We start from the raw sequence: 24,989 nt of genomic DNA on the forward strand, positions 1-24,989 counted from the left end.
TAAAAAGAAACGATAAGTTATATGAAATAAAATGCTATTGAACCATTATACATATCACCGAAGACAAGCCGTGGCAGTCTGTCTATTATCTCTCTTATGGATTATTACGGGATGTATCAACGAAGACTTCTCCGGTTGTCCGCAGGGAGAGTTCCGGGTTGCGTTCGAATATGTCCATCATACCGATGATATGCACCCTGACCGTTTCGGTATCGACGTGCAAAAAATAGATTTGTATATGTTCGATGCAGCAGGATATTATATGAAATGTATTACCCGTGAGAATTCACCCTTCCCGGAAAATTTCTATATCACTCCCTTGCTTCCGACAGGTGACTACACGTTAGTAGCATGGGGAAATCTGACCGATAGAGTCACTTTGCAACCTGCTTTTGTGAGCGGACAAACGACATTCGAACAAGCTATGTTATCACTCAATTCGGATGAGAACCGTATTGTGAACCACAATTTAACTCCCGTTTTTCATGCCATAAAACAGGTGACGGTGGATAAAACGATAGACCGCACAGAAGTGCTGTCATTGATTAAAAACGAGAACCAACTGAACCTTAAGGTAAAATGGTTCGAAAAGAGTGGAATACCCTGTATCCACCGCTGTGCGGAAAGCGTACATATCCGCGTGGTTGACCCGAAAGGAGCAACTTATAAATTTGATAATTCTGTAATTGCCTCGGGCAACGAACTTATATATTATCCATACCAAAGTAACACCAATGAAGAATGGAATGAATTGACGGGTATATTCTCACTGATGCGGTTGGTAGAAGGAGAAAAATTAACCCTACTAATAGAACGTCCCATGCCAGATGGAACTATAAAAGAACTTTATCGTGCTGATTTGATTGAGCTTTTCAGGAAACATCCATATACCCGCACTCAGTCGGAATTGGACCGACAGGATGTCTATGAAATAGAAATATCACTTACTGACGACTTGGATAATGGTACAGGAACTTTTATGCAGGCAGCCATTACTATTGACAAATGGACAATTGTATTACAAGACACAGAAATATAATAGTATTTATAAATGAAACTAAGACATATCTATAAAATCGGCTTCTTGAGTACGCTGTTATGGCTTGTTACAGCCTGTATCAAAGAGATGGAAGAATTGCCTGAAAAAAATAATCAGGCTGATGAAAAAGAGGTGTCTATAAATATCTCGTCCAGAATTGCCATTGAGGATGAAAATGAAGTATCAAAACTGCGCATGCTCATCTTCTCTACACGCACATCCGATCCATACGGACCTAAAACACTGACAAGCAATAATGTAATCAGTATGGAAGAAAACTATACCGCCATTGTCTATGTGGGATATAACGACATTTATATAATCGGTAATGAGCCGGTAGATCTCTCCGGCATAACGACACCGGAAGATCTGAAAATCCGAATGGATACCGAAAGTACGCTGACAGCTTCGAAATTCGTATTTTATCGACAACTGCTCAATGTAAATGTGCGGAGCGAAAATGAAATTTATGTGCCGGGACAAAACACGCCTGTCTCCAGTTTGGAAATGTCACTACAGCGTGTAATAGCCAAACTGACTGTGAAGTTTGACCTCAATACGGAAATTTATAATGAGAATACTCCGACCGGAGAGTATGTAGAGTTTGAATCAATGGAACTTATCCGTATTCCCAAATACAGTTATTTGACTCCGGATAAATACAAAGTAGAGGATGGATTTCTGGACAACCATGTATTCCAATTACAAAATGGCAGTACGGAACAACATCATTTTACATGGTCGTCTGGCGAACTCTATTTGCCGGAATATTTGCTTGAGAGTAACAGCTTCCGGACATTTCTGCGGATAAAAGGAGTATCAGACGGTGTTACACGTATCTATACTTTACCAGTCGGTGATGGAATGAACCCTCTCGATTCTTTTTCCAGCGACTGGAATATTACCCGCAATCGGCATTATAGTTTGATAATCAGCGGTATAAAAGGCTATGGAGAGGAATCACTCGAAGCGACTGCCAAGGTTGCAGGATGGTCGGAAATTAATGTTCCCATAAACATTATAGGTACCAATTTTCTGGCAGTCAATAAGAAAACGATTCGAGTAAATTCTGTCCGGTTTGATACTTATGTCCGGTTTGCCTGTAGTAATCCGATTGTTATGATATACCCCAATGGTATAAATGAAAGTCAACTGAAATATACCGTACAATATGATGACGCAACCCAAAGAAGCGGACGTATCGGTTTTAAACGGGGAAATTGGAATAGCAGTCAAAATATCACATATATAGCTACACTCAAATCAGGAACAGCCTCAGTTAAACTGAATCTGGAATTTTATCAAACAGAAGTAACCGGAAGAATAGGATACGCTAATTGGGCGGGAGCAATGGGTTATCCCACTTCTGCAAATAGTACCCAAGCAGGTTACTATAATGCTAAATTGTACCATGACGCCGCACAAAAAACAGGATGCTGGGCTTATTATCCGGACAATGTCAGTCCGGATGACGTGACAAGAGGACAAGGGTGCTGGAGACTTCCTACTATAAATGAAAATTGGGCATATGCAGAGCTTCCCAGTTGGTGTATTGACGAAGCCAATAGTACCCAAGCATATATTGCAGATAAATATTATTATTATATAGAAGCCGCTAAATATCAAAGCTATCCTTATTTATGTGTTCTTGATACCCGTCCACCGGAGCTTTCGGAATTTATCGTTTCAAATGAAGACGTTACCGGCATCAAGATAGATGGTGCTTCTTCGGTTTGTACAAGTATGGGGGCAGGCTGGCGTTTACCTATCGGCGAGGAGATGAAGTATGTATTCTTATATGCCGGGACCAACGGATTACCCAATAATTTCTTTTCAGACAGCTATTGGGGGAAGAACGGCGATACTTTTATTGTAGCTACCATAAACGACCCGGACGGAAGTGATACAACGGAAACATTACGGGAAGGAAATCATACAGTTCGTTGCGTAAAACCACGTTATTAATAAATTGCAGTTATGACATTGATACAAAAACATATACGAATCATCGGGTTGTTTTTTCTTTTCTGCGTGAGTGCCTGCAGCAAAGAAATACCTGACGACACCGTAATGCCGACTACTTCGGAAAAGGTGGTATTAAGATTGAACGTGCAACATGAGCCAGTAGTACAGACACGGGCTACAGATACACCTGCTGACGATGAAATGGTAGAAAGTGTAGATTTTCTGGTATTTAACAGTGAAAACAAGATCGTTTTACACCAACATCCATCACTGGAATGGACGGGCACGGCATATAAGCTGACAGTAAATATATCTTCAGCCACAGGGAGACATACCATGTATCTGGTTGCCAACCACCCTATGGCAGAAGGGGAAATAAATACTTTACAGGATTTGGAGAACCAGATATGCGAGAGTGAGACAGCATTGGTTACTCCTCCGTATGTGATGGCTACAAATAAAATAACCTTACCTGCTCTCAACGCAACAGCTATCCGCAATGCTATGGACGGCAGCAGTACTTTCAACTTAAAACGAAATGTGGCGAAGTTCAGCGTGGAAGTAGCAGCCAATAATTTTACGCTTTCTTCAGTACAATGGGCAAAATGTCCCACTCAGGCTACCGTGTTATCTGAAGCTGATTATACCAGCACTCAGACAGAATCCATAAACAATTTGGCTCCGGCAACCAGTCCAATTCACTTATATCAGATTCATAATATAGGCTCTGCCCCCCATCAAGGATTTCATATAATCGTATCCGGAGAATACACTGCAGCGGACGGAACTAAAAAGGAAGGTTACTATAAACTTCGTCTGATCGCGGCCAATGCTTCGGGAAACAAAGAACCGCTGACATCCATTGTCGGCAACAACTATTATAAAATCAATATTCAGAGTGTTTCGGGATATGGAGCCAATTCATTGGAAAATGCGAAAGCGAATGGTTTTACTAATGATATGGAGGCATTAATAATTCTGGATTATACCGGTTCACATTCTTATCAGGAGGACTTTTTGCAAAATGGTTATCAAATGGGATTCGAGAGTTCGCATTGGTTCATATACAGTGATGAATTGCTGGAATCTTTCCCCTTGGGTTATTGCTATCGGACTATCCGAAACCAGTCATTGAGCGGTTATACTACATTTGACCCTGATTACCCGAATCGTAACCGTGGAGGAATAAAGGTAAAGACCAACGGGTTATTTGTAACAGAAATGATAACTTGTAACGATACGCCCGACAATCCAGTTGAAATGGAATTGTATTACACAGACTTGAATGACATGCCTGGCAATGTATTTACGAGTACCATCCAGTACGGTGTTCTGCAAAAAGAAGTAATTGTCGAACGAAAGCCTTCGATAAACCGGTCATATACAGTGATACCGATGCTTGATACATATTACGGGGAAATAATCGGAAACCTGCCCTGGATGGGGATTGCCGAGCAACGGCATGAAGGGACGACCCTTTTCCAGCAGATAGACTCGGATAACGATCATATTTTTATTCATATAAAGGAAAACGACACGGGTGTAGCTCGTGAGGGAAAAGTTCGTTTGTTCGGTAAAAATGGATATTATGAACTTCGTATCCGACAAGAAAGCAGTTAATAAAGGAGGATATACTATGATTCAAATTGAAGAGATTCACAAACAAGAAGCCGGTAATCAAGAGTATATTTATATACATATGGATGAACACAACAGATTTGTCGCTTATGGCCGGTCAGCTTATTATTTATCAATCCTTTATCCTGATTGGATAGGGAATAAAGATTCACATTTGGATAAAGTTAATAAAGAGGCTTATCTGATTGTTCCCGATGAATGTATTAATCTTCTGACGGTAGTATGTAATATACTGATTGATAATGAATGGACATGTTTTATATTATCATCCGTGCTAAAATCACATATTCTCAGTGCTAAAATGCAAACAAATAACTGGTTCGAAGAGAAATGTTCCAATGCAAAGAAATATGAGCCGGTACGGGAGCCGGACATAAACCATCAGTCAATGGTAGCAAACGTGGATACGGCATGTATAGCTATAAGGCTTGTGCAACAGCCCTTGTGGAGGCTGTACGGTTCAAAACTATTGCGCATCCTTATTGCTGGGGGCGGGCTGGCAATCTGTTTGGTTAGTGCTACGCTTGCTTTGCCTTTCTATATCATAAATGTCCTAACCCGAAAAAAAACGCCATAACAAAAATCACATATTCTTATATAGAAAAAATATACTCAAATGATTAGAGGATTTACAACTATGAACAGATTAAATATTGCTTTGTTACTTTTGATTTTCTCATCCGTCAGCTGTTGTAGTAGCCAAGAACGAAAACAACAGCACAACCGGATCACACAAACAGCTGCTTTCACGCTTCCAGAGATTCCAATGATGCTACAATCATCAAAAGAGCGGGCTGATTATCTCGTTTCTCATTATTGGGATAACTTCAATTTTGCCGATACCACCCTTATCCGTAAAACAGAAATTATCGAACAAGCGTTTGTGGACTACCTGAATCTTTTTTCTCATACCACGAATGCTGTAGTCGAAAAAAGTATCTCCTCAATGTTACATAAAGCAATCATCGGTAGCAAGAGGATGTTCTTGCATTTTACGGAATTATATGAAAAATACCTTTACGAACCCAACTCCCCGTTTCGTAACGAATTTTATTATATCATTGTCCTGCGGGCTGTTATTGCCGATGAGCAGGTCAATGAGTTACAGAAGATACGTCCTCGCTACCAACTTGAAACAGCACTCAAAAACCGTCCGGGAATAATTGCAGCCGATTTTGAATTCACTTTGAAAAGCGGTCGAAAGATGAGACTCTCCGAGATTAACACCCTCTACACGGTCTTATTTTTCAACAACCCGGATTGTGAGGAATGTAAACAAGTGAAAAAGCGCTTATCCGAGCTCACCGCCTCCAACTTGAAGATTGTAGCCATATATCCCGGTGAGGACAACGGACTGTGGAAAAGTACAGCTTATCCGCAAAGTTGGATAAACGGGTACGCCGGACAGGCATTAAGAGAACAACAGCTTTACGATTTAAAAGCCGTTCCTTGTTTATATCTGCTTGACAAAGACAAACGAGTCGTTCTAAAAGATATGAGAGTAGAGGAACTGGTGAGTTATCTCCAGGCTTTTGATTGAAACAACAAGAAACGTTGTAGTAATGGCGTTTATCAATCTCCAAAAGGGAAACCGCAAAACCATCCCGCGACAAAAAATAAACGTCCTGTATGACAAATTGGAGCAGAAAAACATACGTTATCCCAAATGGGAACTGAGTACAAAAAGGGGGCTCCGTTTTACAATATAAATACCAGGCTGGTAGAAATCGGGGCAAGCAAAAAAATCATTCATTTACCGGACAGATTTTTTTAGTATCAACCTCGTCTATGTACCCCTACATGTACAATTCAGAGGTTCTACCAAAATCCATCCCCTGATTCACAGGGCTTTGCCAAGAAAGGGGTTGCCTCACTAAAAGTAACCCCTTGGGTGTTAAAAGTCTATATTAGGGAACGCAGACTACACAGACAGAGCGCAGATTATTTATTGAAAAATATGGTCTGCGTAAATCTGCGTGTTCCGTGTCATCAGCGTTCAGTAATAGCTTTTTGACACATTATTTATGTGTCATAATATCCAGCACCAGCCTGTCCGTGGCTTCCATGCCCTTCGAGCCGATGGAGGTAAGGTTTGTGATGGACTTGTCCACATCCTCATCGATAATACCCTCTACCGGGGTTACCACCTTATCTTCCATCGCCATCAATGCGGACAGCATAGCCGTGGATACGCCGCTCGATACCTTCATCGCACAGCTGGGCTTTGCACCGTCGCATATCATTCCGGTGATATTGCCAATCATGTTCTTGATGGCATACGAGATTTGCGTCTTGCTGCCTCCCATCAGGTAAGTTATGCCGCAACTGGCTCCCGTGGCAGCTACCACGCAACCGCAAAGGGCGGAAAGGCGTCCCAAGCTCTGCTTGATGTATATCACCATCAGGTGGCTCAGCATCAGGGCGCGGATAAGTTGCTCTTCAGTACATTTGATATCTTCGGCAAAGGAAAGGACGGGCAAGGTGGCAGCTATGCCCTGGTTGCCACTGCCGGAGTTGCTCATAACGGGTATCATGGCACCGTCCATACGGGCGTCGCAGGCGGCAGCCGTCATCACCAGCATGTGGGTGTAAGGGGATTCGCCCATATATTTTTTTCCGAAGGCACCGGAGACGGTCTTGCTTACCGTATGCCCGAAGTTTCCCCGGATAGAGGCTTCGGCGGCTTTCTTATTCAGGTCGGCAGTTTCGAGGATGAAACGGATGTCGTCCAAAGGCATCTCCATAGCAAACTCGTAGACGGTAGAGAAAGATAACTTCAGTTCGTCGTGCGCGGCACAAACTTCCTCGGAGCCGTTTCCGGACTGGCGCAAGTCGGTCAGGACTTCGCCGTTCTTCTCCACATAGATGATATTCGTATGTTCATGGCAGATGATAACCTTGGAGGTATCTTCCCCTGCCGAGCAGTTCACTTCGATATAGAGTTTGTCCACGTTTTCCTTCAAGGCGATATGGATGCATTTGCTTTCTATCATCTGCTTCCCTTCTGCAAGTGTGTCCGGGGTCAGGTCGCGCAGTACTTCCAGCCCGTAGGCAGACTTGCCAATCAGCGAGCCGAGGGCGATAGCGATGGGAAGCCCCACCATACCGGTACCGGGGATACCTACGCCCATGGCGTTCTTCAGGATGTTGGCACTGAGGAAGACCTCTATCTTTGTGGGCTTGGCACCCAGTGTTTCAGCAGCTTTTGCAGCAGCAAGGGCAACGGCTACAGGTTCCGTACAGCCGATAGCAGGAATTACCTCCTGGTGAATTAGTTTGATGATTTGTGCTTTTGTCTTATTATCCATGGTTTAGAATTTATATCATTCGATGGACAAAGGTAATCAAAAGGGCAATACAGCCTTTATCCCTACCCAAATATTTGTACATTTGCGCCCTGTAACTGAAACGAACATGGCATCAAACAACAGCATATCCCCGGTTGCCGGCCTGCAACACCTGTATGACCTGCTCCAAATGGAGTACGCGTATGAAAAAGAGACCTACCGGGAACAATCCGAACGCATCGGCATCCAACGCAAAATACAGCAGGGCTTCTGCTGGTATCCTGTATCGAGAGGTAGAAGCTACTACAATTCGCTGAACCAGCTCGTTGTGGAAATTGAACGGACAGCGGACAAGGAGACGGAACATAACTTTGAATACGGGCGTCCGGTTTGCTTCTTTACGGTGGACAGTGGCGGACGACCGAAGTACCTGAACTTCTCCGCCGTCATCAGCTATGTGCAGGACGACCGGATGGTAGTGGCACTACCTAACCCCTCCGCCCTGCTCGATGTGGAAAAGGGGATGGATATGGGTGTACAGCTCTATTTCGACGAAACGAGCTACAAGACAATGTTTAGCGCGCTATCCACTGTGATGAAAGCAAAAGATAACCGTTTGTCACACCTGCGTGAAGTCTTGCTTGGGAAGGTGCCGGCCGGAAAACTGTCCCTTTTCCCTATCCGCTTTCCCTGGCTGAACGTTACCCAGGAAGAGGCGGTGAACCATGTGCTTGCTGCCAAGGAGGTAGCCATCGTACACGGCCCTCCCGGAACGGGCAAGACGACCACGCTGGTCGAAGCCGTCTACGAAACCCTGCACCGTGAGAACCAGGTGATAGTCTGCGCCCAAAGCAATACGGCAGTCGACTGGATTGCCGAGAAACTGACCGACCGGGGTATCAACGTCCTCCGCATCGGCAACCCCACCCGCGTAAACGACAAGATGCTTTCCTTTACCTACGAGCGCCGCTTTGAAGCGCACCCCGACTATGCCGAACTGTGGAGCGTACGCAAAGCAATCCGCGAAACCCAGTCGAACATGCGCAAGAAAAGCCACAGCGAGAAAGATACGGCACGCAACCGCCTTTCCCGTCTCCGCTTCCGTGCCACCGAACTGGAAGTGAAGATAGATGCAGAATTGTTCGACGAAGCACGTGTCGTGGCATGTACCTTGGTAGGTTCCGCCAACCGGGTGCTGACGAACCGCCGTTTCAGTACGCTCTTTATCGATGAGGCGGCACAGGCGCTCGAGGCTGCATGCTGGATTGCTATCGAAAAGGCGGACCGTGTGGTTTTAGCCGGCGACCATCACCAACTTCCCCCTACTATCAAATGTATAGAGGCGGCACGGGGCGGACTGGACCAGACCTTGATGCAAAAGGTCATAGCCAACAAACCGGAAACGGTTTCCCTGCTAAAGATACAATACCGGATGAACGACGATATTATGCGTTTCCCCTCACGCTGGTTCTATAACAACGAACTGCAATCGGCACCGGATGTCAAATACCGCGGTATTCTGGAATACGATACGCCTGTAGTCTGGTACAATACGGCAGACTGCGATTTCGAAGAAGATCAGCTTTCGGACAGCATGAGCCGCATGAACCGGCAAGAGGCAGGATTGCTCGTCGGGCAGCTACAGGCCTACATCGAAAAGATAAGCAAGGAACGAGTCTTGGATGAGGGCATCGACTTCGGACTGATTTCGCCCTACAAATCGCAGGTGCAGTATATCCGGGGGCTGATAAAGCGGAATGCGTTCTTCAAGCCGTTCCGGAAACTCATCGCGGTCCATACGGTGGACGGTTTTCAGGGACAGGAACGGGATGTCATCCTGATAAGCCTTGTCCGTGCGAACGACAAAGGGCAGATTGGCTTCCTGAACGACCTCCGCCGCATGAACGTGGCCATCACCCGGGCGCGGATGAAGCTGATTATTATCGGCGACGCTTCTACCCTGACCCGGCATGCGTTCTACAGGGAACTGTATGCGTATATCTCGGAGAATGGTAACGTCATCGAGTTGCCGCCCCCTTCCGCTCCCGACTGTTAACGGATACGGCTACCGACACAAGTGCCAAACGTTGGCTGCATAAGGGGTTGTTCCTGTTTCCTGAGGTAAATAAAGTATAAATTATCTGCAATCCGGGAGGAATACGTTCTTAATAAACCGATTTTTTTACTTACGTTTGTAACACAAACATCTAAATAACACAACGCCATGAAGTACAAATTACTGGTTCTCGATGTAGACGGGACATTACTGAATGACAATAAGGAAATAAGCCCCCGCACCCGTGCTGCCCTTCTGAAGGTACAGCAAATGGGAGTGCATATCGTATTGGCGTCCGGAAGACCTACCGGAGGCGTTCTTCCATTGGCGGAAGCCTTGGAGTTAAATCATTACGGAGGGTATATACTTTCTTATAACGGTGGACAGATTATCAATGCCCAGACCGGGGAATTGCTGTATGAGAAACGCATCAATCCCGAAATGCTCGCTTATCTGGATAAAAAGGCGAAGAAGAACAACTTTGCCATCTTCACGTACCATAAGGACTACCTCCTGACCGACTCTCCCAACAATATCTATGTCTGCCAGGAAGCCAAACTGAACAATATGCGGATTGTTGCAGTGGATAACTTCCCCGATGCCATCGACTTCAGCCCATGCAAATGTGTACTGGCAAGCGACGATGAGACAGAACTGGTAGGACTCGAAAGCCATTGGAAGAAACGTCTGGACGGCGTGCTGGATGTGTTCCGCTCGGAAGATTACTTCCTGGAAGTGGTACCCAGGTTCATTAACAAGGGGAATACGCTTGCCGTATTGATGGAGAAGCTGAAAATTACAACCGAAGAAGTGGTTGCCATCGGGGATGGTGTGGCCGACGTATCCATGTTACAACTTGCCGGAACCGGAGTGGCTATGGGGAATGCACGGGACTCTGTAAAGGCTTGTGCCGACTTCATCACATTGCCTAACAGCATGGACGGTGTGGCGGTAGCCGTCGAAAAAGCAATCCTTGCCGCCATCAAGCCCACTGAAGTACCGCTCACCCAATTGAATGCCCGTGCCAAACATGCGCTGATGGGGAACCTGGGTATCCAATATACCTATGCCTCCGAAGACCGCGTGGAAGCAACCATGCCGGTAGACGAACGTACCCGCCAGCCTTTCGGTATCCTGCACGGCGGTGCTACACTTGCCTTGGCGGAAACGGTTGCCGGACTGGGTTCCATGATTCTGGCACAACCGGATGAGATTGTTGTGGGAATGCAGGTTAGCGGCAATCATATGTCATCGGCTCACGAAGGTGATACGGTTCGGGCTGTCGCTACGATTATTCACAAAGGACGCTCCTCGCATGTATGGAATGTAGACGTGTTTACCTCTACGGACAAACTGGTATCCTCCATACGTGTAGTTAACAGTATATTAAAAAAGAAATGATTCCGGAAGAAGAACATTACAATAATAAGATAGATACACTAATCAGGCAGGACCGGAGCTTTGCAATTTGGCGTATACCGGGAGAATTACCCCGGTTTGCTATGCAGGCCTCCGGTTCTGCGCGTGTTTTATACGATATCGGAAAACTGGATGAACAGAAAGGTTTCGTAATTACGCCTTTCTGTCCGTCTCTCGAAACACCGATTGTTTTAATCGAGCCGGATGTTTTCGATTTGGAGGAAGTAAACAAAGTTCCGGATTCCACAGAAAAGGGAAAAGAAGCTATATCTTCATTTTCTTCGGATAATGCCTGTCTCAAACAGGAATATATGCGAGTGTTCGATTGTTTTACTAAGCCTCTCCGAAGCAAAAGATTCGACAAACTGGTCTTATCCCGTAGCCTGACCTTACAAAGGCCGGGGAATTTCTCACCGGGAAACGCCTTTTACCAGGCTTGCAAACGGTATACCCGCTCATATGTCTACCTCTGCCACACTCCGGAAACAGGAACCTGGCTGGGCAGTACGCCCGAAATCATTCTTTCCGGTGAAAACGGCGAATGGCATACTGTCGCCCTGGCCGGCACACAGCCGCTTCAGAACGGTGAACTGCCTACATTCTGGGACGAAAAGAACAAGGAAGAGCAGGGATATGTAGCAGCTTATATCCGAAATAAACTTATTTCATTAGGTATTGCGCCTACGGAGACGGAACCTTTTGCTGTTCGTGCCGGGGAGCTATCCCATCTAAGAAGTGACTTCTGTTTTTCCATACCGGATCATAAGCGGTTAGGCGATTTACTGAAATGCCTCCATCCCACCCCTGCGGTCTGCGGATTGCCGAAAGAAGAAACTTATCGTTTTATCCTCGAGAATGAAGGATACGACCGCCGCTACTATTCCGGTTTCATTGGCTGGCTGGACCCTGAAAAGCGGAGTGATTTGTATGTGAACCTCCGCTGCATGCATATCGGCAGTCAATGCCTGACGCTTTATGCGGGAGGCGGTCTGCTTGCATCCTCCCAACCGGAAGAAGAATGGCAGGAAACGGAAGATAAATTACAAACGATGCGCAGACTGATATAATATCATGAAAGTTTCAAATGATGGGGATGTGTCAAAAAGCTATTAGGGAACGCAGATTACGTAGATTATTTATTGAAAAAATATGGTCTGCGTAAATCTGCGCTCTGTCTGTGTTGTCTGTGTTCCCTAATATATGCTTTTGACACATCTCCATCATTTTGAAAAACCATAACTATCCTTGTTTTACCCCATCATACCTTATGTCTTAATTTACTACTTTTGTTGCCGAATACATTTTCTTAAACAAATAACACTATGACTACTAAAAACAAGATAGGCATCCTTTTCCTATCCATTCTGTTTTTGTCCTGTTCCCAAAAAGAATATACCGTTTTTCAGGGACAATACGATAATGAAACTGCATCTCAAATAGAGGGATTTCCGGAGTTGTTACCTTCCTTGCTGGAAAAAAATAACATGACAAACGATGAGTTTATCCACTTAAGTACATCGATAACAACCGGACTTCCGGCTGATGAATGCACAAAACTCAAACAATTCAGGGAAACGGTTCCATTCCCTACCCAAGCTACACTATTACAGAAAGTGATTCCTATCAGCGATATAACCACATACATGGAAAATACTTACGGAGGTACAGTCGGAGGTTTTGTTGCTACCGTTGGCGATACAAAAAATATGATTACCCTACTAGAGGTCTATTGGGGACTGCGGTTGGATTATGCCGGAACCAAATTTAAACCGGACGGTGCAGGTTATGCCGTAATTCGTTTCTATTCCAACGATTTAAACAATCTTGTAATTCCCTACGGCCCGGCCTTGGGAGGGAATGTTACCGATGCACCTCCTTTCGGCGGCGGAGGATTTACTACTTCCAAATTAGGATACGGAGGTACACCCGAATATAAATTCGACAACTATTACGCCCCGGTGGAAGGAGCCGAATTATACGAAGCAACCCCTCAGGGAAAACTTATTCTCCGTTCCGTTTACACCGGAGGTAAATGGCAAACATACGAAGGGGAAACCGTAAAGACCAAGGCAGAAACTTCCAATATCATTCCGCTTCCTTTAAATACATATGTCTCATATAAAGGAGAGCGCCTGTTGGCAAGAGCTAAAAGCCCGGAAGGAGTACATTTGTTTTCCTTTGACGAGCAGATTGCCCGGAAGCTGAATATGTTACCTTACGAAAAGGGAGTTTACATGCTCATTGCCGACGAAAAACAGGTCGGTTGGGAATGACCTTATTGACAAATAAATCTTTCCGTTATTCGGATATTATGTCTACTTTTGCGAGTAAACATAATATCTGAATATAATATGTACACAGATAAGAAGAATATCCTCCAACTCGTAGCCTTATTAAAGGAACATGATATAAAAAAGATTGTACTTTGTCCGGGTAGCCGGAATGCACCTATTGTACACACACTGGCCAACCATCCGTTTTTTACCTGCTATTCGATGACTGATGAACGAAGTGCCGCTTTCTTCGCACTCGGACTGGCTTTGCACGGCGGACAACCGGCAGCAATCTGTTGTACATCCGGCAGCGCTTTACTGAACATCCATCCGGCCGTTTCGGAGGCTTTCTACCAGAAAGTTCCGTTGGTGGTTATCTCGGCAGACCGTCCGGGGGCATGGATCGGGCAAATGGACGGGCAGACATTGCCGCAACCCGGGATATTCGGGACATTAGTAAAGAAATCGGTCAACCTGCCGGAAATCCATACGGATGAAGACGAATGGTATTGCAACCGCCTTGTCAATGAAGCATTGCTTGAGCTGAACCATCATGGCAAAGGACCGGTACACATCAATATCCCTATTTCCGAGCCTCTGTTCCGGTTTACGGTGGAGGAACTGCCTGAAGTACGTGTCATAACCCGCTATCAGGGACTGAACGTATACGACCGGGAATATTCCGGATTAATCGAGCGGCTGAACAAATATAACCGCAGGATGATTATTGCAGGACAAATGAGCCTGATTTACCTTTTCGAAAAGAAATATACCAAGCAACTTTATAAACACTTTGTCTGGTTGACAGAGCATATAGGGAACCGGATTGTACCGGGAATACCCGTAAAGAATTTCGACGCAGCGCTATATGCATTGGATACCCACGGCACGACAGAAGCAAACGAACGTACTTCCCTACAGGATTTAGTCCCCGACCTGGTAATCACATACGGCGGACATATCGTCTCCAAGCGCCTCAAACAGTTTTTACGTACCCATCCCCCTCGCGAACACTGGCATGTTTCACCGGATGGAGAGGTTGCGGATTTATATGGTTCACTGACAACCGTAATCGAAATGGACCCGTTCGAATTCCTCGAAAAGATTGCATTCCTGCTGGAAAATAAACCGACGGAATACCCTCGTACCTGGGAAAACAAAACACGGGATTTACCGGAACCTGAATTTGCTTATTCGGAAATGGCTGCAATCGGGGCACTTCTCAAATCGATTCCGGTACCGGCAGCGCTGCATCTGGGTAACAGTTCCACCGTTCGCTACGCACAGTTATATAAATTGCCCGAAGATATAGAAGTGTGTTGCAACCGCGGTACAAGCGGTATCGAAGGTTCGCTCTCCACTGCCATCGGATATTCCGTATGCTCGGACAAACTGAACTTTGTTGCATTAGGCGACCTGAGTTTTTTCTATGATATGAACGCATTATGGAACAGTAACTACGGTTGTAATTTACGAATCATGCTACTGAACAACGGAGGCGGTGAAATATTCCACGCCTTACCCGGCTTAAAGATGGCAGACAAGACACACCGGTTTGTAACAGCCCCCCACAAGACATCCGCCAAAGGATGGGCGGAAGAACGGGGATTCGCCTATTTTGCCGTAAATAATATGGAAGAGCTGACGGAAGCCATGACTACCTTTACCCAGCCTGCTCCTTATAACCAGCCGATGCTGATGGAGGTATTCACAGATGCAACGGAAGATGTTCGTCTGCTCAAAGCATATTACCATTCACTTAAGAAATAAACACCATCATCATGATCGGAATATCAACAAAATAATAAATACATATAAAGAATAAGAAATATGGAAACAAAAAGAGAATGGACCCCCATCAAACAATACGAAGACATCCTGTTCGATTTCTACAAAGGAATCGCCCGTATCACCATCAACCGTGAACGGTACCGCAATGCCTTTACCCCTACCACCACAACAGAAATGAGCGATGCTTTTTATATCTGCCGCGAACGCCAGGATATAAACGTAGTGGTACTGACCGGAGCCGGTGACGTGGCATTCTGTGCAGGTGGCGATATGAATGTAAAAGGCCACGGCGGGTATGTAGGCAAAGATGGCGTAGCCCGTTTGAATGTGCTCGACGTACAGAAACAAATCCGTTCCCTTCCGAAGCCGGTAATTGCAGCGGTAAACGGTTTTGCAATCGGTGGCGGACATGTGTTGCATGTAATGTGCGACCTGACTATCGCTTCCGAAAACGCTATTTTCGGACAGACAGGTCCCCGCGTAGGTAGCTTCGATGCAGGTTTCGGCTCTTCTTATCTCGCCCGCATCGTCGGTCAGAAGAAAGCCCGTGAAATCTGGTTCTTATGCCGGAAGTACAATGCACAGGAAGCATTGGACATGGGACTGGTAAACAAAGTCGTACCCTTAGACAAACTGGAAGACGAATATGTGCAATGGTCGGAAGAAATGATGCTGCACAGCCCGCTGGCTCTTCGTATGATCAAAGCCGGTCTGAATGCGGAACTGGATGGCCAGGCAGGTATCCAGGAATTGGCAGGAGATGCCACCATGCTTTATTATATGACAGACGAAGCGCAGGAAGGAGGTAAAGCATTCCTGGAAAAACGCCGTCCGCGATTTGAGGATTATCCTAAATTCCCGTAACCAAAGAAAATGAATACCGTTCATTATACGATCCGAATCATTCCCCGCACCCTGCACTTCAAACAACCTGCCGGAACTTCGCGGGGAATTTATACCGTACGGAAATGCTGGTTCCTGCACCTGACCTCGGATGAAAAGCCCGGTTATACAGGTATCGGCGAATGTGCCCCATTGCCGAAGCTCAGTTGCGACGATTTGCCGGATTACGAAGCTATCTTAAAGCATGCTTGCGAACAGTTTACCGCTACCGGGATGCTGGATAAAGAAGCTCTCCGTCCCTACCCGTCCATCCTGTTCGGCTTGGAAACCGCCCTCCGCAATCTGGAAACCGGAAGTTACGCCTTATGGGATACCCCTTTCTCACGCGGTGAAGCCGGAATCCCCATCAACGGGCTTATCTGGATGGGCGACTACCGGAAAATGTTAGCGCAAATCGAGGCCAAGATGCAAGCAGGTTTCCGTTGTATCAAACTAAAAATCGGAGCAATCAATTTTGAGGAAGAACTGGCATTACTTCAACATATCCGCGCCCATTTCTCTTCCAAAGAAATAGAGTTGCGTGTAGATGCCAACGGAGCATTCTCCCCTTTGGATGCAATGGATAAACTGAACCGCCTTGCCGAACTGAACCTCCATTCCATAGAACAGCCTATCCGTGCCGGACAATGGGAAGAAATGGCACGCCTGACAGCATCGACACCTCTCCCCATCGCACTCGATGAAGAATTAATCGGTTGCAATAACCCGGCAGATAAAAAGAAGCTGCTTGCCACAATCCGTCCCCAATACATCATCCTGAAACCTTCGCTGCATGGAGGCATCAACGGGGGAAACGAATGGATAGCGGAAGCCGAAAAGCAGCATATCGGTTGGTGGATAACGTCGGCACTCGAATCCAATATCGGGCTGAATGCCATTGCGCAATGGTGTGCCACATTCGATAATCCGCTGCCACAAGGGCTGGGTACCGGTGCGCTTTTCACCGATAATATAGAAATGCCCCTCAGTATCCGGAAAGACTGCTTATGGTATAATCTGTAACCTTCAGAGTCATATGCAAACAATAGAAGAAGATTTAAAAACATTCCTTGCCGAATGGGAAGATCCTTCACCCTATATTCAAGTACAAACCTCCGGTTCGACCGGAACCCCCAAACAACTGACGGTTCGTAAAGAACAGATGTGGCAGAGCGCCCGCATCACCTGCGAATATTTAGGACTAAAGAAAGGCGATAACGCCCTGCTATGTATGCCCCTGCAATATATTGCCGGAAAAATGATGGTAGTGCGCTCCCTCTATGCCGGATTGAACCTGATTGTACGCCAACCGTCCGGTCATCCGCTGGCAGGCGTAAGCGAACCGCTTCGTTTTGCTGCTATGATACCGATGCAGGTCTACAATACCCTCCGGAATCCGGAAGAGCGGGAACGGCTCTGCCAAACGGATATTCTTATTATCGGAGGCGGAGCCATAGATGCGGCATTGGAAAATGAAATACGGCAGTTGCCGAATGCAGTCTACTCCACTTACGGCATGACGGAAACACTTTCGCATATCGCCCTTCGTCGCTTGAACGGCCCGGAAGCCTCTCCGGCATATCATCCTTTTCCTTCCGTTGACATTTCCCTGTCGGAAGAGGATACGCTGGTGATAAAAGCCCCTTTGGTCTGCGATGAAGTGCTGAAAACAAATGATGTCGCCCGCCTTCATCCGGATGGAAGTTTCAGTATTCTGGGCAGAAAAGACAATATAATCAACAGCGGAGGCATAAAAATTCAGACAGAAGTAGTAGAAGAAGCGTTACATCCCGTTATTTCTGTTAAATTTGCGATAACATCTGTTCCGCATCCCAAATTCGGAGAAGCAATCGTGTTGTTGATAGAGGATAAAGAAAAGAAGGTGGAGCCTGCCGGGCTTCAATCCCGTATCGATAGCGTATTGCCGAAATACCAACGCCCTAAATACATTATCGAAGTAGAAACGCTCCCACTGACCGGCAGTGGCAAAATAGACCGGAAAACCTGCCGGGCCTTGGCGCAAAGCAGGATATCATTGAATATCATTTAAAAACACTCGTATATGAAGTACTTTACTATTACAGCCTTATCCCTTCTTGCCCTTTCCGCTTACGGGCAAAGTGGGGAAAGTTGCCGGTTCGCACCGGACCCGACACTCCAAAAACCGGAAGTTTATGCCGGTTACGATTGTGTAAACCTGTTGGACAGCACAGCCGTACATGTACAACCCACCGGTTCCGGTTCCTTTGCCGTATGCAAAGTCATCAAAATCATGACACCCCAGGGGGCGGTAGACAACCGTATCATCAAATACGATTACGACCCGCTTACGGCTCATGCCGAGTTCCACCGTGTCACCGTGTACAAAGCAAACGGAGACGTAATCAACCTGGATGTTACCCAGGCTTGCGACTATGTAGCCCCGGCACGCGCCATCTATTGGGGGGCACGCCAGATTATGATTGAAGTTGGGCAACTGGCTCCCGGCGACATTATCGACTACCAGATTAATAAGAAAGGGTTTACCTATGCCCTGCTGGCAAACGGCGGAGACGACGAATCCCGTTTCATCCCCCCTATGCGCGGGCAGTTCTACGATATTGTTCCGTTCTGGGCTACCGAACCTACCGTGCGTAAAGTGTACAAGGTTTCCATCCCGATGGAAAAAGATATGCAGTTCCAGTTCTATCAGGGAGACTGCACATCCTCCATGCGCTATGAAGACGGCAAGAAAGCCTATACATTCATAAGCAACGACATCATGCCGACCAAACGCGAGCCGAATATGGTAGACCTGTTCGACGCAGCTCCCAAACTGATGATGTCTTCCACTCCCCGCTGGCAGGATAAATCTCTTTGGTTCAACAAGGTAAACGAGGATTACGGAAGTTTTGCTCCACTGCCTGAAGCACAGAAGAAAGTGGACGAACTGATAAAAGGCAAAAAGACGGAAATGGAAAAGATAGCCGTCCTGACCCACTGGGTTGCCGACAATATCCGCTACTCCGGTATCTCCATGGGGAAAGGGGAAGGTTATACGCTGCACAATACGAAAATGAATTATACAGACCGTTGCGGTGTTTGTAAAGACATTGCCGGAACACTGATTTCCTTCCTTCGCATGGCTGGCTTCGAAGCCTACCCGGCTATGACTATGGCAGGCAGCCGCGTGGAAAGTATCCCTGCCGACCATTTCAACCACTGTGTGGCTGTCGTAAAACTGTCCAACGGCACTTATATGCCGCTCGACCCGACCTGGGTGCCTTTCTGCCGCGAGCTGTGGAGCAGTGCCGAGCAACAGCAAAACTACCTGCCGGGCGTGCCCGAAGGTTCAGACCTTTGCCTGACACCGGTTTCCGCCCCGGAAAACCACTATGTACGCATCAACGCCACCAATAAACTGGATAACAAGGGAACATTGACCGGACAGTTCACCATCACGGCCGAAGGGCAGTCCGACAGCAATATCCGTGGCATGTTCACCCGCGGATGGCAATCACAATGGCAGAACATGCTGGAATCGCAGCTTCTTGCCGTATCGCCCAAAGCACGCCTGCTGAGCGTCGATTATGGCAAAGACCCGAAAAACTACCAGGCGGCTCCTATCAAGATGACATTCCGTTACGAAATACCGGAATATGCTCTCCCGGGAGAAAAAGAAATGCTTTTCAAGCCGTTGGTAATGAATAACCTCTACAACCAGGTAAAGAGCTTCCTCCGTATCAATACGGATCTGGAAACACGCCAATACGGATTCAAGGACGGCTGTTCCCGTTTGGTGGAACTGGACGAAACCATCCAACTTCCCGCCGGATACAAACTGGTCAACGAATCGAAGGCAGACAATAAACAAAGCGGCGCCGCCGACTTTGAAGGAACGCTCCGCCAGGATGGCAATAAAGTGGTATTACACCAGAAACTGGCCTTAAAGAAACGCGTTTACGAAGCAGGCGACTGGGACGGTTTCCGCTCCGCCGTGAATGCTTATAAGAGTTTCGGAGATTATTTAATTATCAAGAAGTAACCGACAGTACCGGAAAAGGAACTACCGATTACTGAAACTATATAAAATACAAAGACAATGATTAATAAGATAAATAAATTCGCATTCCTGTTGTGCCTGCTGCTGGTGACGGTATCGGCATTTGCGGCTTCGGAGGCCGAATACGGGAAATTGTCAAAGACCTATACCCTGAACGCAGACGGAAGCCAGGAGTTCCGCTGCAATATGGAATTGACGCTCTTTACACATACCGCAATGAACGGTACGTACGGAGAGAGCTTTATTGTGTACAACCCGGCATTCCAGGAACTGAAAATCCATGCATCCTATACCAAACAGAAAGATGGCAATATCGTTAAAACACCGGACAACGCCTTTGTAGAAGTGTTGCCGCGCAATGCTGCCGATGCACCGGCATACAACAACCTGAAAGAAATGGTTGTAGTCCATACCGGGCTGGAACTGGGCGCTACCATCTATCTGGATTATTCCATTCTTTCCAAACCGGGCTATTTGCCGGCCCTGGATATATATGATGAATTGCTGCAATCTTCTCCGGTCAAGGAATATACCTATACAATCGTTGTGCCGGAAAACGAACAGGTATCCTATACCATGCAATACGACAAAGCCAAACCGGAAATAAAGGTAGCCAACGGCACAAAGACCATTCAATGGACACTGCGCAACCTTCCGGCCGCTTCACGCGATTTGTTCGTTTATGCTATGAACGGAGATGTCCCTTTCCTCACTGCAACGACTTATCCTTCGGAAAAAGAAGCATTGCAGACTTTATTCAAACAATTTAATCCTAAGAACGACAGCCAGATAGAAGTAGTTTCCGAAAGTATTACTGAAGGTAAGAATACAGATACGGAGAAGCTGCAAGCCATCATGAATTATGTAACGAAGGATTTGGGTAACAGCCGCCTCTCCCTGTCTGAAACAGGTTTCCGCCTGCGTCCTGCCGACTTGGTTATCAACTCTGCCTACGGAACCGTAGCCGAAAAAACAAACCTGCTGAACGGTCTTTTAAATGCCGCAGGCATACAGGCCGAACCTGCCGCCCTTTACCGTGTAAACGCAGACCGGGGATGCGGATTAAATGCAATCAACGAATTATTTGTAGTTGCCAATGCAGACGGGAAACGCTATCTGCTTTCGCCCACATCGACCCAACGGGTAACAGCCGGACGGATTCATAATCTGGTTCCTTCTTTCAGCCTGGCATCCGGAGAAAAGCTGACGTTCGATGCACTGGAAACAGATATCAACTACCAGGTAAGCATGACCGTTTCACCGGATAAAGCCGAATCGAAAATCACATCGGACACAGGCGAAGGACAGTTCCCCTATTTTAGCGAGAACAAGAAAGAAAGCACTTCCAGCCAACCGTTGAAAGCAGAAAACGGATACCTGCTGGTGAATCTGCCGGATGCTCCTTCCACCCTTGCAAACAGCTATTTCTGCCGGATGAACAGTGTCCGCAAAGAAAACCTGCTGATGCCCTGTCAGGTAAACGAACAATATACGTATACCGTAGCCATACCTGCCGATATGGATTTACGTACTCCGGCGACCGACAAAACCATTGCCAATGCAGCCGGCAAATATGTTTACTCTGTCCAAAAAGACGGAAAGACGGCTAAAGTGACCCGCAGCCTGCAACTGAACAAACAGCTTTATACCCCTGCCGAATATGCCGCTTTACGTACCCTTCTGACCGAATGGGGAAATACAAACAGCAAAGTATTGATGTTTACCCTTGAATGACAAATAACATAAACCAGGGATGTCAAAAGTCTATATTAGGGAACGCAGACTACGCAGATTTACGCAGATTATTTATTGAAAAAACAGGGTCTGCGCAAATCTGCGTGTTCTGCGTCATCTGCGTTCAGTAATAGCTTTTGACACGCTCGCATCTCCATTTATCCTGAACAATTGATAAAAACACATCGTATGAAAACACTAAATCTACTCGTCTCATTGCTGCTGACATGCACAATGAGCACCCAGGCACAAATATTGCCGCAGGATTTGTATCCTGAACCGCAGGAAATCATCATTTCCAGCCAACAATACACCCCGACACGCGGATATGCCTTACGCGGCATCAGCAATCCCGACCCGGAGGCAGTCAAACTACTGAAAAAAGCATTGCCTTTCGCCCAATCCGGCAAAGCCCTCCCCCTCGAAATAAAGAAAATAAAAGCAAAGACCCCTGAAATGAAACGTTCGGGAGCCTATACGCTCGTTATCACCCAAAAAGGGATTACAATCGAAATCGTAGACGACCGTTCCTTGTTTTACGCAGCACAAACACTCAACCAGTTATCCGGCTACGGTGAAAAAGGAACCCGTGTCCTCCCCCTTTGCTCTATCAAGGATTACCCGTCCGTAGCACACCGGGGCATTGTAGAAGGATTTTACGGCGAACCGTGGAGCCATGCCGACCGCGTGGAACAACTCCGCTTCTACGGAAAACTGAAAATGAACACCTATATCTACGGTCCGAAAGACGACCCTTACCATAGTTCCCCGAACTGGCGCGAGCCTTATCCCGCCGAACAAGCGCAGCAAATCAAAGAGCTGACCACCGAAGCGGCACGCAATAAGGTCGATTTCGTATGGGCCATCCACCCGGGGCAAGACATCCAATGGAACCGGACCGACAGCTTGAACATCATCACCAAATTCGGGCAAATGTATGATTTGGGCGTACGTGCCTTTGCCGTATTCTTTGACGATATCTCAGGAGAAGGTGCCAAACCTGAAAAGCAAGCCGGCCTCTTGAATTACATACAGAAAGAATTTATCGAAAAGAAACCGGACCTCCAACCGCTGATTATGTGCCCGACCGAGTACAACCGTGCCTGGGCTACGACCGATTATCTGGATATCCTGGGAGAACAGCTCGACCCTGCCGTCCAGATTATGTGGACCGGCGACCGTGTGATAGCCGACATTACCAAAGAAGGGCTGGAATGGGTGAACAAACGCATCCGCCGCCCGGCTTACGTATGGTGGAATTTCCCGGTCAACGACTACTGCCGCGACCACCTGTTGATGGGACCGGCATACGGACTGGATACGGAAGCGGCATATGCAATGACCGGATTTGTTGCCAACCCAATGGAACGGGCGGAAGCCTCCAAGGTGGGCTTATTCGGAGTAGGTCTATACACTTGGAACATGCCTGCATACAACCCTGAAAACGCATTCGAAGCCTCCTGCAAGTATATCATGCCGGATGCCACGATTGCATTCCGTACTTTCTGTGAAAACAACAGCGACCCGGGACCGAACGGGCACCTGTACCGCCGTGAAGAATCCGCCCGTCATAAAGCGGCAGCCGAATCGTTCCTTGCATCTTATAAGAAAGGTTCTTTCCTCGAAACGGCAGCAAACCGCATGGGCAGCTTGTTCACCCAGATAACCGTTGCCCCGGATATGATTTACAGCCGGAGTAAAAACATGGCCCTCATTAAAGAAATCAATCCCTGGCTGCAACAGTTCCAGTTATTAGGTCAAGCCGGAACACAATCTTTATTGATGGCGCATGCCTGGTACAGCAAAGACAAATCCGCCACCTGGTACCGCTATCTGCGCCTGAACTCCTTACTGGACAGCATGAAGATAATAAACCGTACCTTCAACCAGAATCCGTACCAGAAAGGCATAAAGACCGGTTCGCTGGTACTGACTCCTTTTATCCACGAATTATACCGCCAGACCAGCCGCAACTTGCTTGCCAGCGATGAAACTCCCGCCAGTGAAGTGAATATGAGCATGGCCTCTACCCTGACCAATGTGGAACAACTGAAACATCAGCCTTATTCGGACGATGACAACCAGATAGCTTATGTCCCGCTGTATGAAGTTATCCGCGTGGAACCGGGCGAATATATCGGTTTGGGATGGGAGATTCAGAAAGAGGCTGCCTCGTTTAATTTCAATATGCCGAAAAGTAATGTGCCGGGACGTGTATTCGAATGGTCTGCCGACGGCAAAAGCTGGACGGCTATACAGGATATACCTGCCGAAGATGTTAAGGAGACAGTTGCCTCCATCGACCCGAAAGCGCGTTATATCCGTATGCGAAATACTTCGGACAAACAAATGCAGTTGTATGTATTGAGTTTCAGTGTCAAAACGAAAGAGGCCCCGGAAGTCAACGAAGAACTGATGATGTACGACTCGAACCTGAGCACATTCAAAGTATTGAAACCGGGCGAGAAAGTCCATGTGAAATGTAACGATACGGATAAAATAGAACTCTATCTTTCCGGCAACAACGACAGTATGATTTCCATCACAAGCCCCGAGCCGGACGGCAACAAGCATATCCTTTATTACGGCTATGCCGATTATGTCAAGTTAGACAAATCCGCATTTGAAGGAGCCGATGCGATTGAAATCAGTGCAGTAAGCAAACCGGTACGGATACATCAGGTTGTACGGTAAAAGCAGGTTGCTTCCGGCAATATCCTGTTAAAGTTATCCCCGCTACTTGGGAAGAGCATTCCCCGGTAGTGGGGATACCTCTTCCCTACCGTTGGGGAAACACCTTCCCAAGTATTAGGGAAGCCTCTTCCCTAAAGTTGAAAGCACATCCCATCCACCACTGGAGCCA

17 protein-coding genes are annotated in these 24,989 nt (G+C 46.7%); 16 read left to right on the top strand and 1 reads right to left on the bottom strand.

The window, feature by feature from the left end; genetic code table 11:
* The first annotated feature begins 31 nt into the window (after positions 1 to 31).
* From ACGE0T_RS09405 to ACGE0T_RS09425, 5 genes are read left to right on the top strand one after another with little or no spacing between them, the layout of a single operon-like run.
* Positions 32 to 1,039 carry a FimB/Mfa2 family fimbrial subunit gene (locus ACGE0T_RS09405; RefSeq protein WP_459190203.1) on the top strand — a complete coding sequence of 336 codons (1,008 nt, stop codon included), beginning with the start codon at positions 32 to 34 and terminating at the stop codon, positions 1,037 to 1,039.
* Positions 1,040 to 1,051: 12 nt separating this feature from the next.
* Complete coding sequence (locus ACGE0T_RS09410; RefSeq protein WP_459190204.1) at positions 1,052 to 3,004, top strand: hypothetical protein; 1,953 nt, start codon at positions 1,052 to 1,054, stop codon at positions 3,002 to 3,004.
* A 12-nt stretch (positions 3,005 to 3,016) separates the two neighbouring features.
* On the top strand, positions 3,017 to 4,624 hold the full coding sequence (locus ACGE0T_RS09415; RefSeq protein WP_459190205.1) for a fimbrial protein: 1,608 nt from the start codon (positions 3,017 to 3,019) through the stop codon (positions 4,622 to 4,624).
* Between the two features lie 16 nt (positions 4,625 to 4,640).
* The gene (locus tag ACGE0T_RS09420; RefSeq protein WP_459190206.1) at positions 4,641 to 5,219 is read left to right on the top strand and encodes a hypothetical protein; all 579 of its coding nucleotides are present in this window, start codon (positions 4,641 to 4,643) and stop codon (positions 5,217 to 5,219) included.
* A gap of 60 nt (positions 5,220 to 5,279) precedes the next feature.
* Positions 5,280 to 6,182: a DUF5106 domain-containing protein gene (locus ACGE0T_RS09425; protein WP_459190207.1), complete on the top strand. Its 903-nt coding sequence runs from the start codon at positions 5,280 to 5,282 to the stop codon at positions 6,180 to 6,182.
* A 478-nt stretch (positions 6,183 to 6,660) separates the two neighbouring features.
* Here the strand turns inward: ACGE0T_RS09425 and ACGE0T_RS09430 are convergent, their stop codons facing one another.
* Positions 6,661 to 7,950 (bottom strand): L-cysteine desulfidase family protein, encoded by a 1,290-nt coding sequence (locus tag ACGE0T_RS09430; RefSeq protein ID WP_459190208.1) that lies wholly within the window; start codon positions 7,948 to 7,950, stop codon positions 6,661 to 6,663.
* Between the two features lie 106 nt (positions 7,951 to 8,056).
* On the opposite strand from ACGE0T_RS09430, the gene ACGE0T_RS09435 reads away from it, so the two are divergent.
* The 11 genes from ACGE0T_RS09435 to ACGE0T_RS09485 all read left to right on the top strand — a co-directional run bounded on the left by ACGE0T_RS09435 (position 8,057) and on the right by ACGE0T_RS09485 (position 24,820).
* Complete coding sequence (locus ACGE0T_RS09435) at positions 8,057 to 9,985, top strand: AAA domain-containing protein (protein WP_459190449.1); 1,929 nt, start codon at positions 8,057 to 8,059, stop codon at positions 9,983 to 9,985.
* A 168-nt stretch (positions 9,986 to 10,153) separates the two neighbouring features.
* Entirely contained in the window at positions 10,154 to 11,386 is a 1,233-nt protein-coding gene (locus ACGE0T_RS09440) for a Cof-type HAD-IIB family hydrolase (RefSeq protein ID WP_459190209.1), read from the top strand.
* Positions 11,383 to 12,471, top strand: coding sequence for an isochorismate synthase (locus ACGE0T_RS09445; protein ID WP_459190210.1), 1,089 nt, complete (start codon positions 11,383 to 11,385; stop codon positions 12,469 to 12,471). Before ACGE0T_RS09440 ends, ACGE0T_RS09445 begins: the two co-directional genes overlap by 4 nt.
* Before the next feature lie 255 nt (positions 12,472 to 12,726).
* A complete protein-coding gene (locus ACGE0T_RS09450) occupies positions 12,727 to 13,677 on the top strand; it encodes a hypothetical protein (protein WP_459190211.1) in 951 nt (316 codons plus the stop codon).
* Positions 13,678 to 13,755: 78 nt separating this feature from the next.
* Entirely contained in the window at positions 13,756 to 15,447 is a 1,692-nt protein-coding gene (menD, locus tag ACGE0T_RS09455; RefSeq protein WP_459190212.1) for a 2-succinyl-5-enolpyruvyl-6-hydroxy-3-cyclohexene-1-carboxylic-acid synthase, read from the top strand.
* Positions 15,448 to 15,507: 60 nt separating this feature from the next.
* Positions 15,508 to 16,332, top strand: a complete 825-nt coding sequence (menB, locus tag ACGE0T_RS09460; RefSeq protein ID WP_459190213.1) for a 1,4-dihydroxy-2-naphthoyl-CoA synthase — start codon at positions 15,508 to 15,510, stop codon at positions 16,330 to 16,332.
* Positions 16,333 to 16,341: 9 nt separating this feature from the next.
* Positions 16,342 to 17,373 (top strand): o-succinylbenzoate synthase, encoded by a 1,032-nt coding sequence (locus ACGE0T_RS09465; RefSeq protein WP_459190214.1) that lies wholly within the window; start codon positions 16,342 to 16,344, stop codon positions 17,371 to 17,373.
* Between the two features lie 13 nt (positions 17,374 to 17,386).
* Positions 17,387 to 18,400 (top strand): AMP-binding protein, encoded by a 1,014-nt coding sequence (locus tag ACGE0T_RS09470; protein ID WP_459190215.1) that lies wholly within the window; start codon positions 17,387 to 17,389, stop codon positions 18,398 to 18,400.
* A gap of 12 nt (positions 18,401 to 18,412) precedes the next feature.
* Positions 18,413 to 20,374, top strand: a complete 1,962-nt coding sequence (locus tag ACGE0T_RS09475) for a DUF3857 domain-containing protein (RefSeq protein WP_459190216.1) — start codon at positions 18,413 to 18,415, stop codon at positions 20,372 to 20,374.
* Between the two features lie 57 nt (positions 20,375 to 20,431).
* Positions 20,432 to 22,126: a DUF3857 domain-containing protein gene (locus tag ACGE0T_RS09480; protein WP_459190217.1), complete on the top strand. Its 1,695-nt coding sequence runs from the start codon at positions 20,432 to 20,434 to the stop codon at positions 22,124 to 22,126.
* Positions 22,127 to 22,315: 189 nt separating this feature from the next.
* The gene (locus ACGE0T_RS09485) at positions 22,316 to 24,820 is read left to right on the top strand and encodes a beta-N-acetylglucosaminidase domain-containing protein (protein WP_459190218.1); all 2,505 of its coding nucleotides are present in this window, start codon (positions 22,316 to 22,318) and stop codon (positions 24,818 to 24,820) included.
* Positions 24,821 to 24,989 lie beyond the last annotated feature (169 nt).

Source organism: Parabacteroides sp. APC149_11_2_Y6, from assembly GCF_054506995.1.

What these genes read in the sequence shown, in the direction of transcription:
- ACGE0T_RS09470 (WP_459190215.1), top strand. Translation starts at nt 17,387, where the DNA reads ATGCAAACAATAGAAGAAGATTTAAAAACATTCCTTGCCGAATGGGAA.
- ACGE0T_RS09440 (WP_459190209.1), top strand. Translation starts at nt 10,154, where the DNA reads ATGAAGTACAAATTACTGGTTCTCGATGTAGACGGGACATTACTGAAT.
- menD (WP_459190212.1), top strand. Translation starts at nt 13,756, where the DNA reads ATGTACACAGATAAGAAGAATATCCTCCAACTCGTAGCCTTATTAAAG.
- ACGE0T_RS09465 (WP_459190214.1), top strand. Translation starts at nt 16,342, where the DNA reads ATGAATACCGTTCATTATACGATCCGAATCATTCCCCGCACCCTGCAC.
- ACGE0T_RS09425 (WP_459190207.1), top strand. Translation starts at nt 5,280, where the DNA reads ATGAACAGATTAAATATTGCTTTGTTACTTTTGATTTTCTCATCCGTC.
- menB (WP_459190213.1), top strand. Translation starts at nt 15,508, where the DNA reads ATGGAAACAAAAAGAGAATGGACCCCCATCAAACAATACGAAGACATC.
- ACGE0T_RS09415 (WP_459190205.1), top strand. Translation starts at nt 3,017, where the DNA reads ATGACATTGATACAAAAACATATACGAATCATCGGGTTGTTTTTTCTT.
- ACGE0T_RS09450 (WP_459190211.1), top strand. Translation starts at nt 12,727, where the DNA reads ATGACTACTAAAAACAAGATAGGCATCCTTTTCCTATCCATTCTGTTT.
- ACGE0T_RS09485 (WP_459190218.1), top strand. Translation starts at nt 22,316, where the DNA reads ATGAAAACACTAAATCTACTCGTCTCATTGCTGCTGACATGCACAATG.
- ACGE0T_RS09420 (WP_459190206.1), top strand. Translation starts at nt 4,641, where the DNA reads ATGATTCAAATTGAAGAGATTCACAAACAAGAAGCCGGTAATCAAGAG.
- ACGE0T_RS09475 (WP_459190216.1), top strand. Translation starts at nt 18,413, where the DNA reads ATGAAGTACTTTACTATTACAGCCTTATCCCTTCTTGCCCTTTCCGCT.
- ACGE0T_RS09435 (WP_459190449.1), top strand. Translation starts at nt 8,057, where the DNA reads ATGGCATCAAACAACAGCATATCCCCGGTTGCCGGCCTGCAACACCTG.
- ACGE0T_RS09405 (WP_459190203.1), top strand. Translation starts at nt 32, where the DNA reads ATGCTATTGAACCATTATACATATCACCGAAGACAAGCCGTGGCAGTC.
- ACGE0T_RS09430 (WP_459190208.1), bottom strand. Translation starts at nt 7,950, where the DNA reads ATGGATAATAAGACAAAAGCACAAATCATCAAACTAATTCACCAGGAG.
- ACGE0T_RS09445 (WP_459190210.1), top strand. Translation starts at nt 11,383, where the DNA reads ATGATTCCGGAAGAAGAACATTACAATAATAAGATAGATACACTAATC.
- ACGE0T_RS09410 (WP_459190204.1), top strand. Translation starts at nt 1,052, where the DNA reads ATGAAACTAAGACATATCTATAAAATCGGCTTCTTGAGTACGCTGTTA.
- ACGE0T_RS09480 (WP_459190217.1), top strand. Translation starts at nt 20,432, where the DNA reads ATGATTAATAAGATAAATAAATTCGCATTCCTGTTGTGCCTGCTGCTG.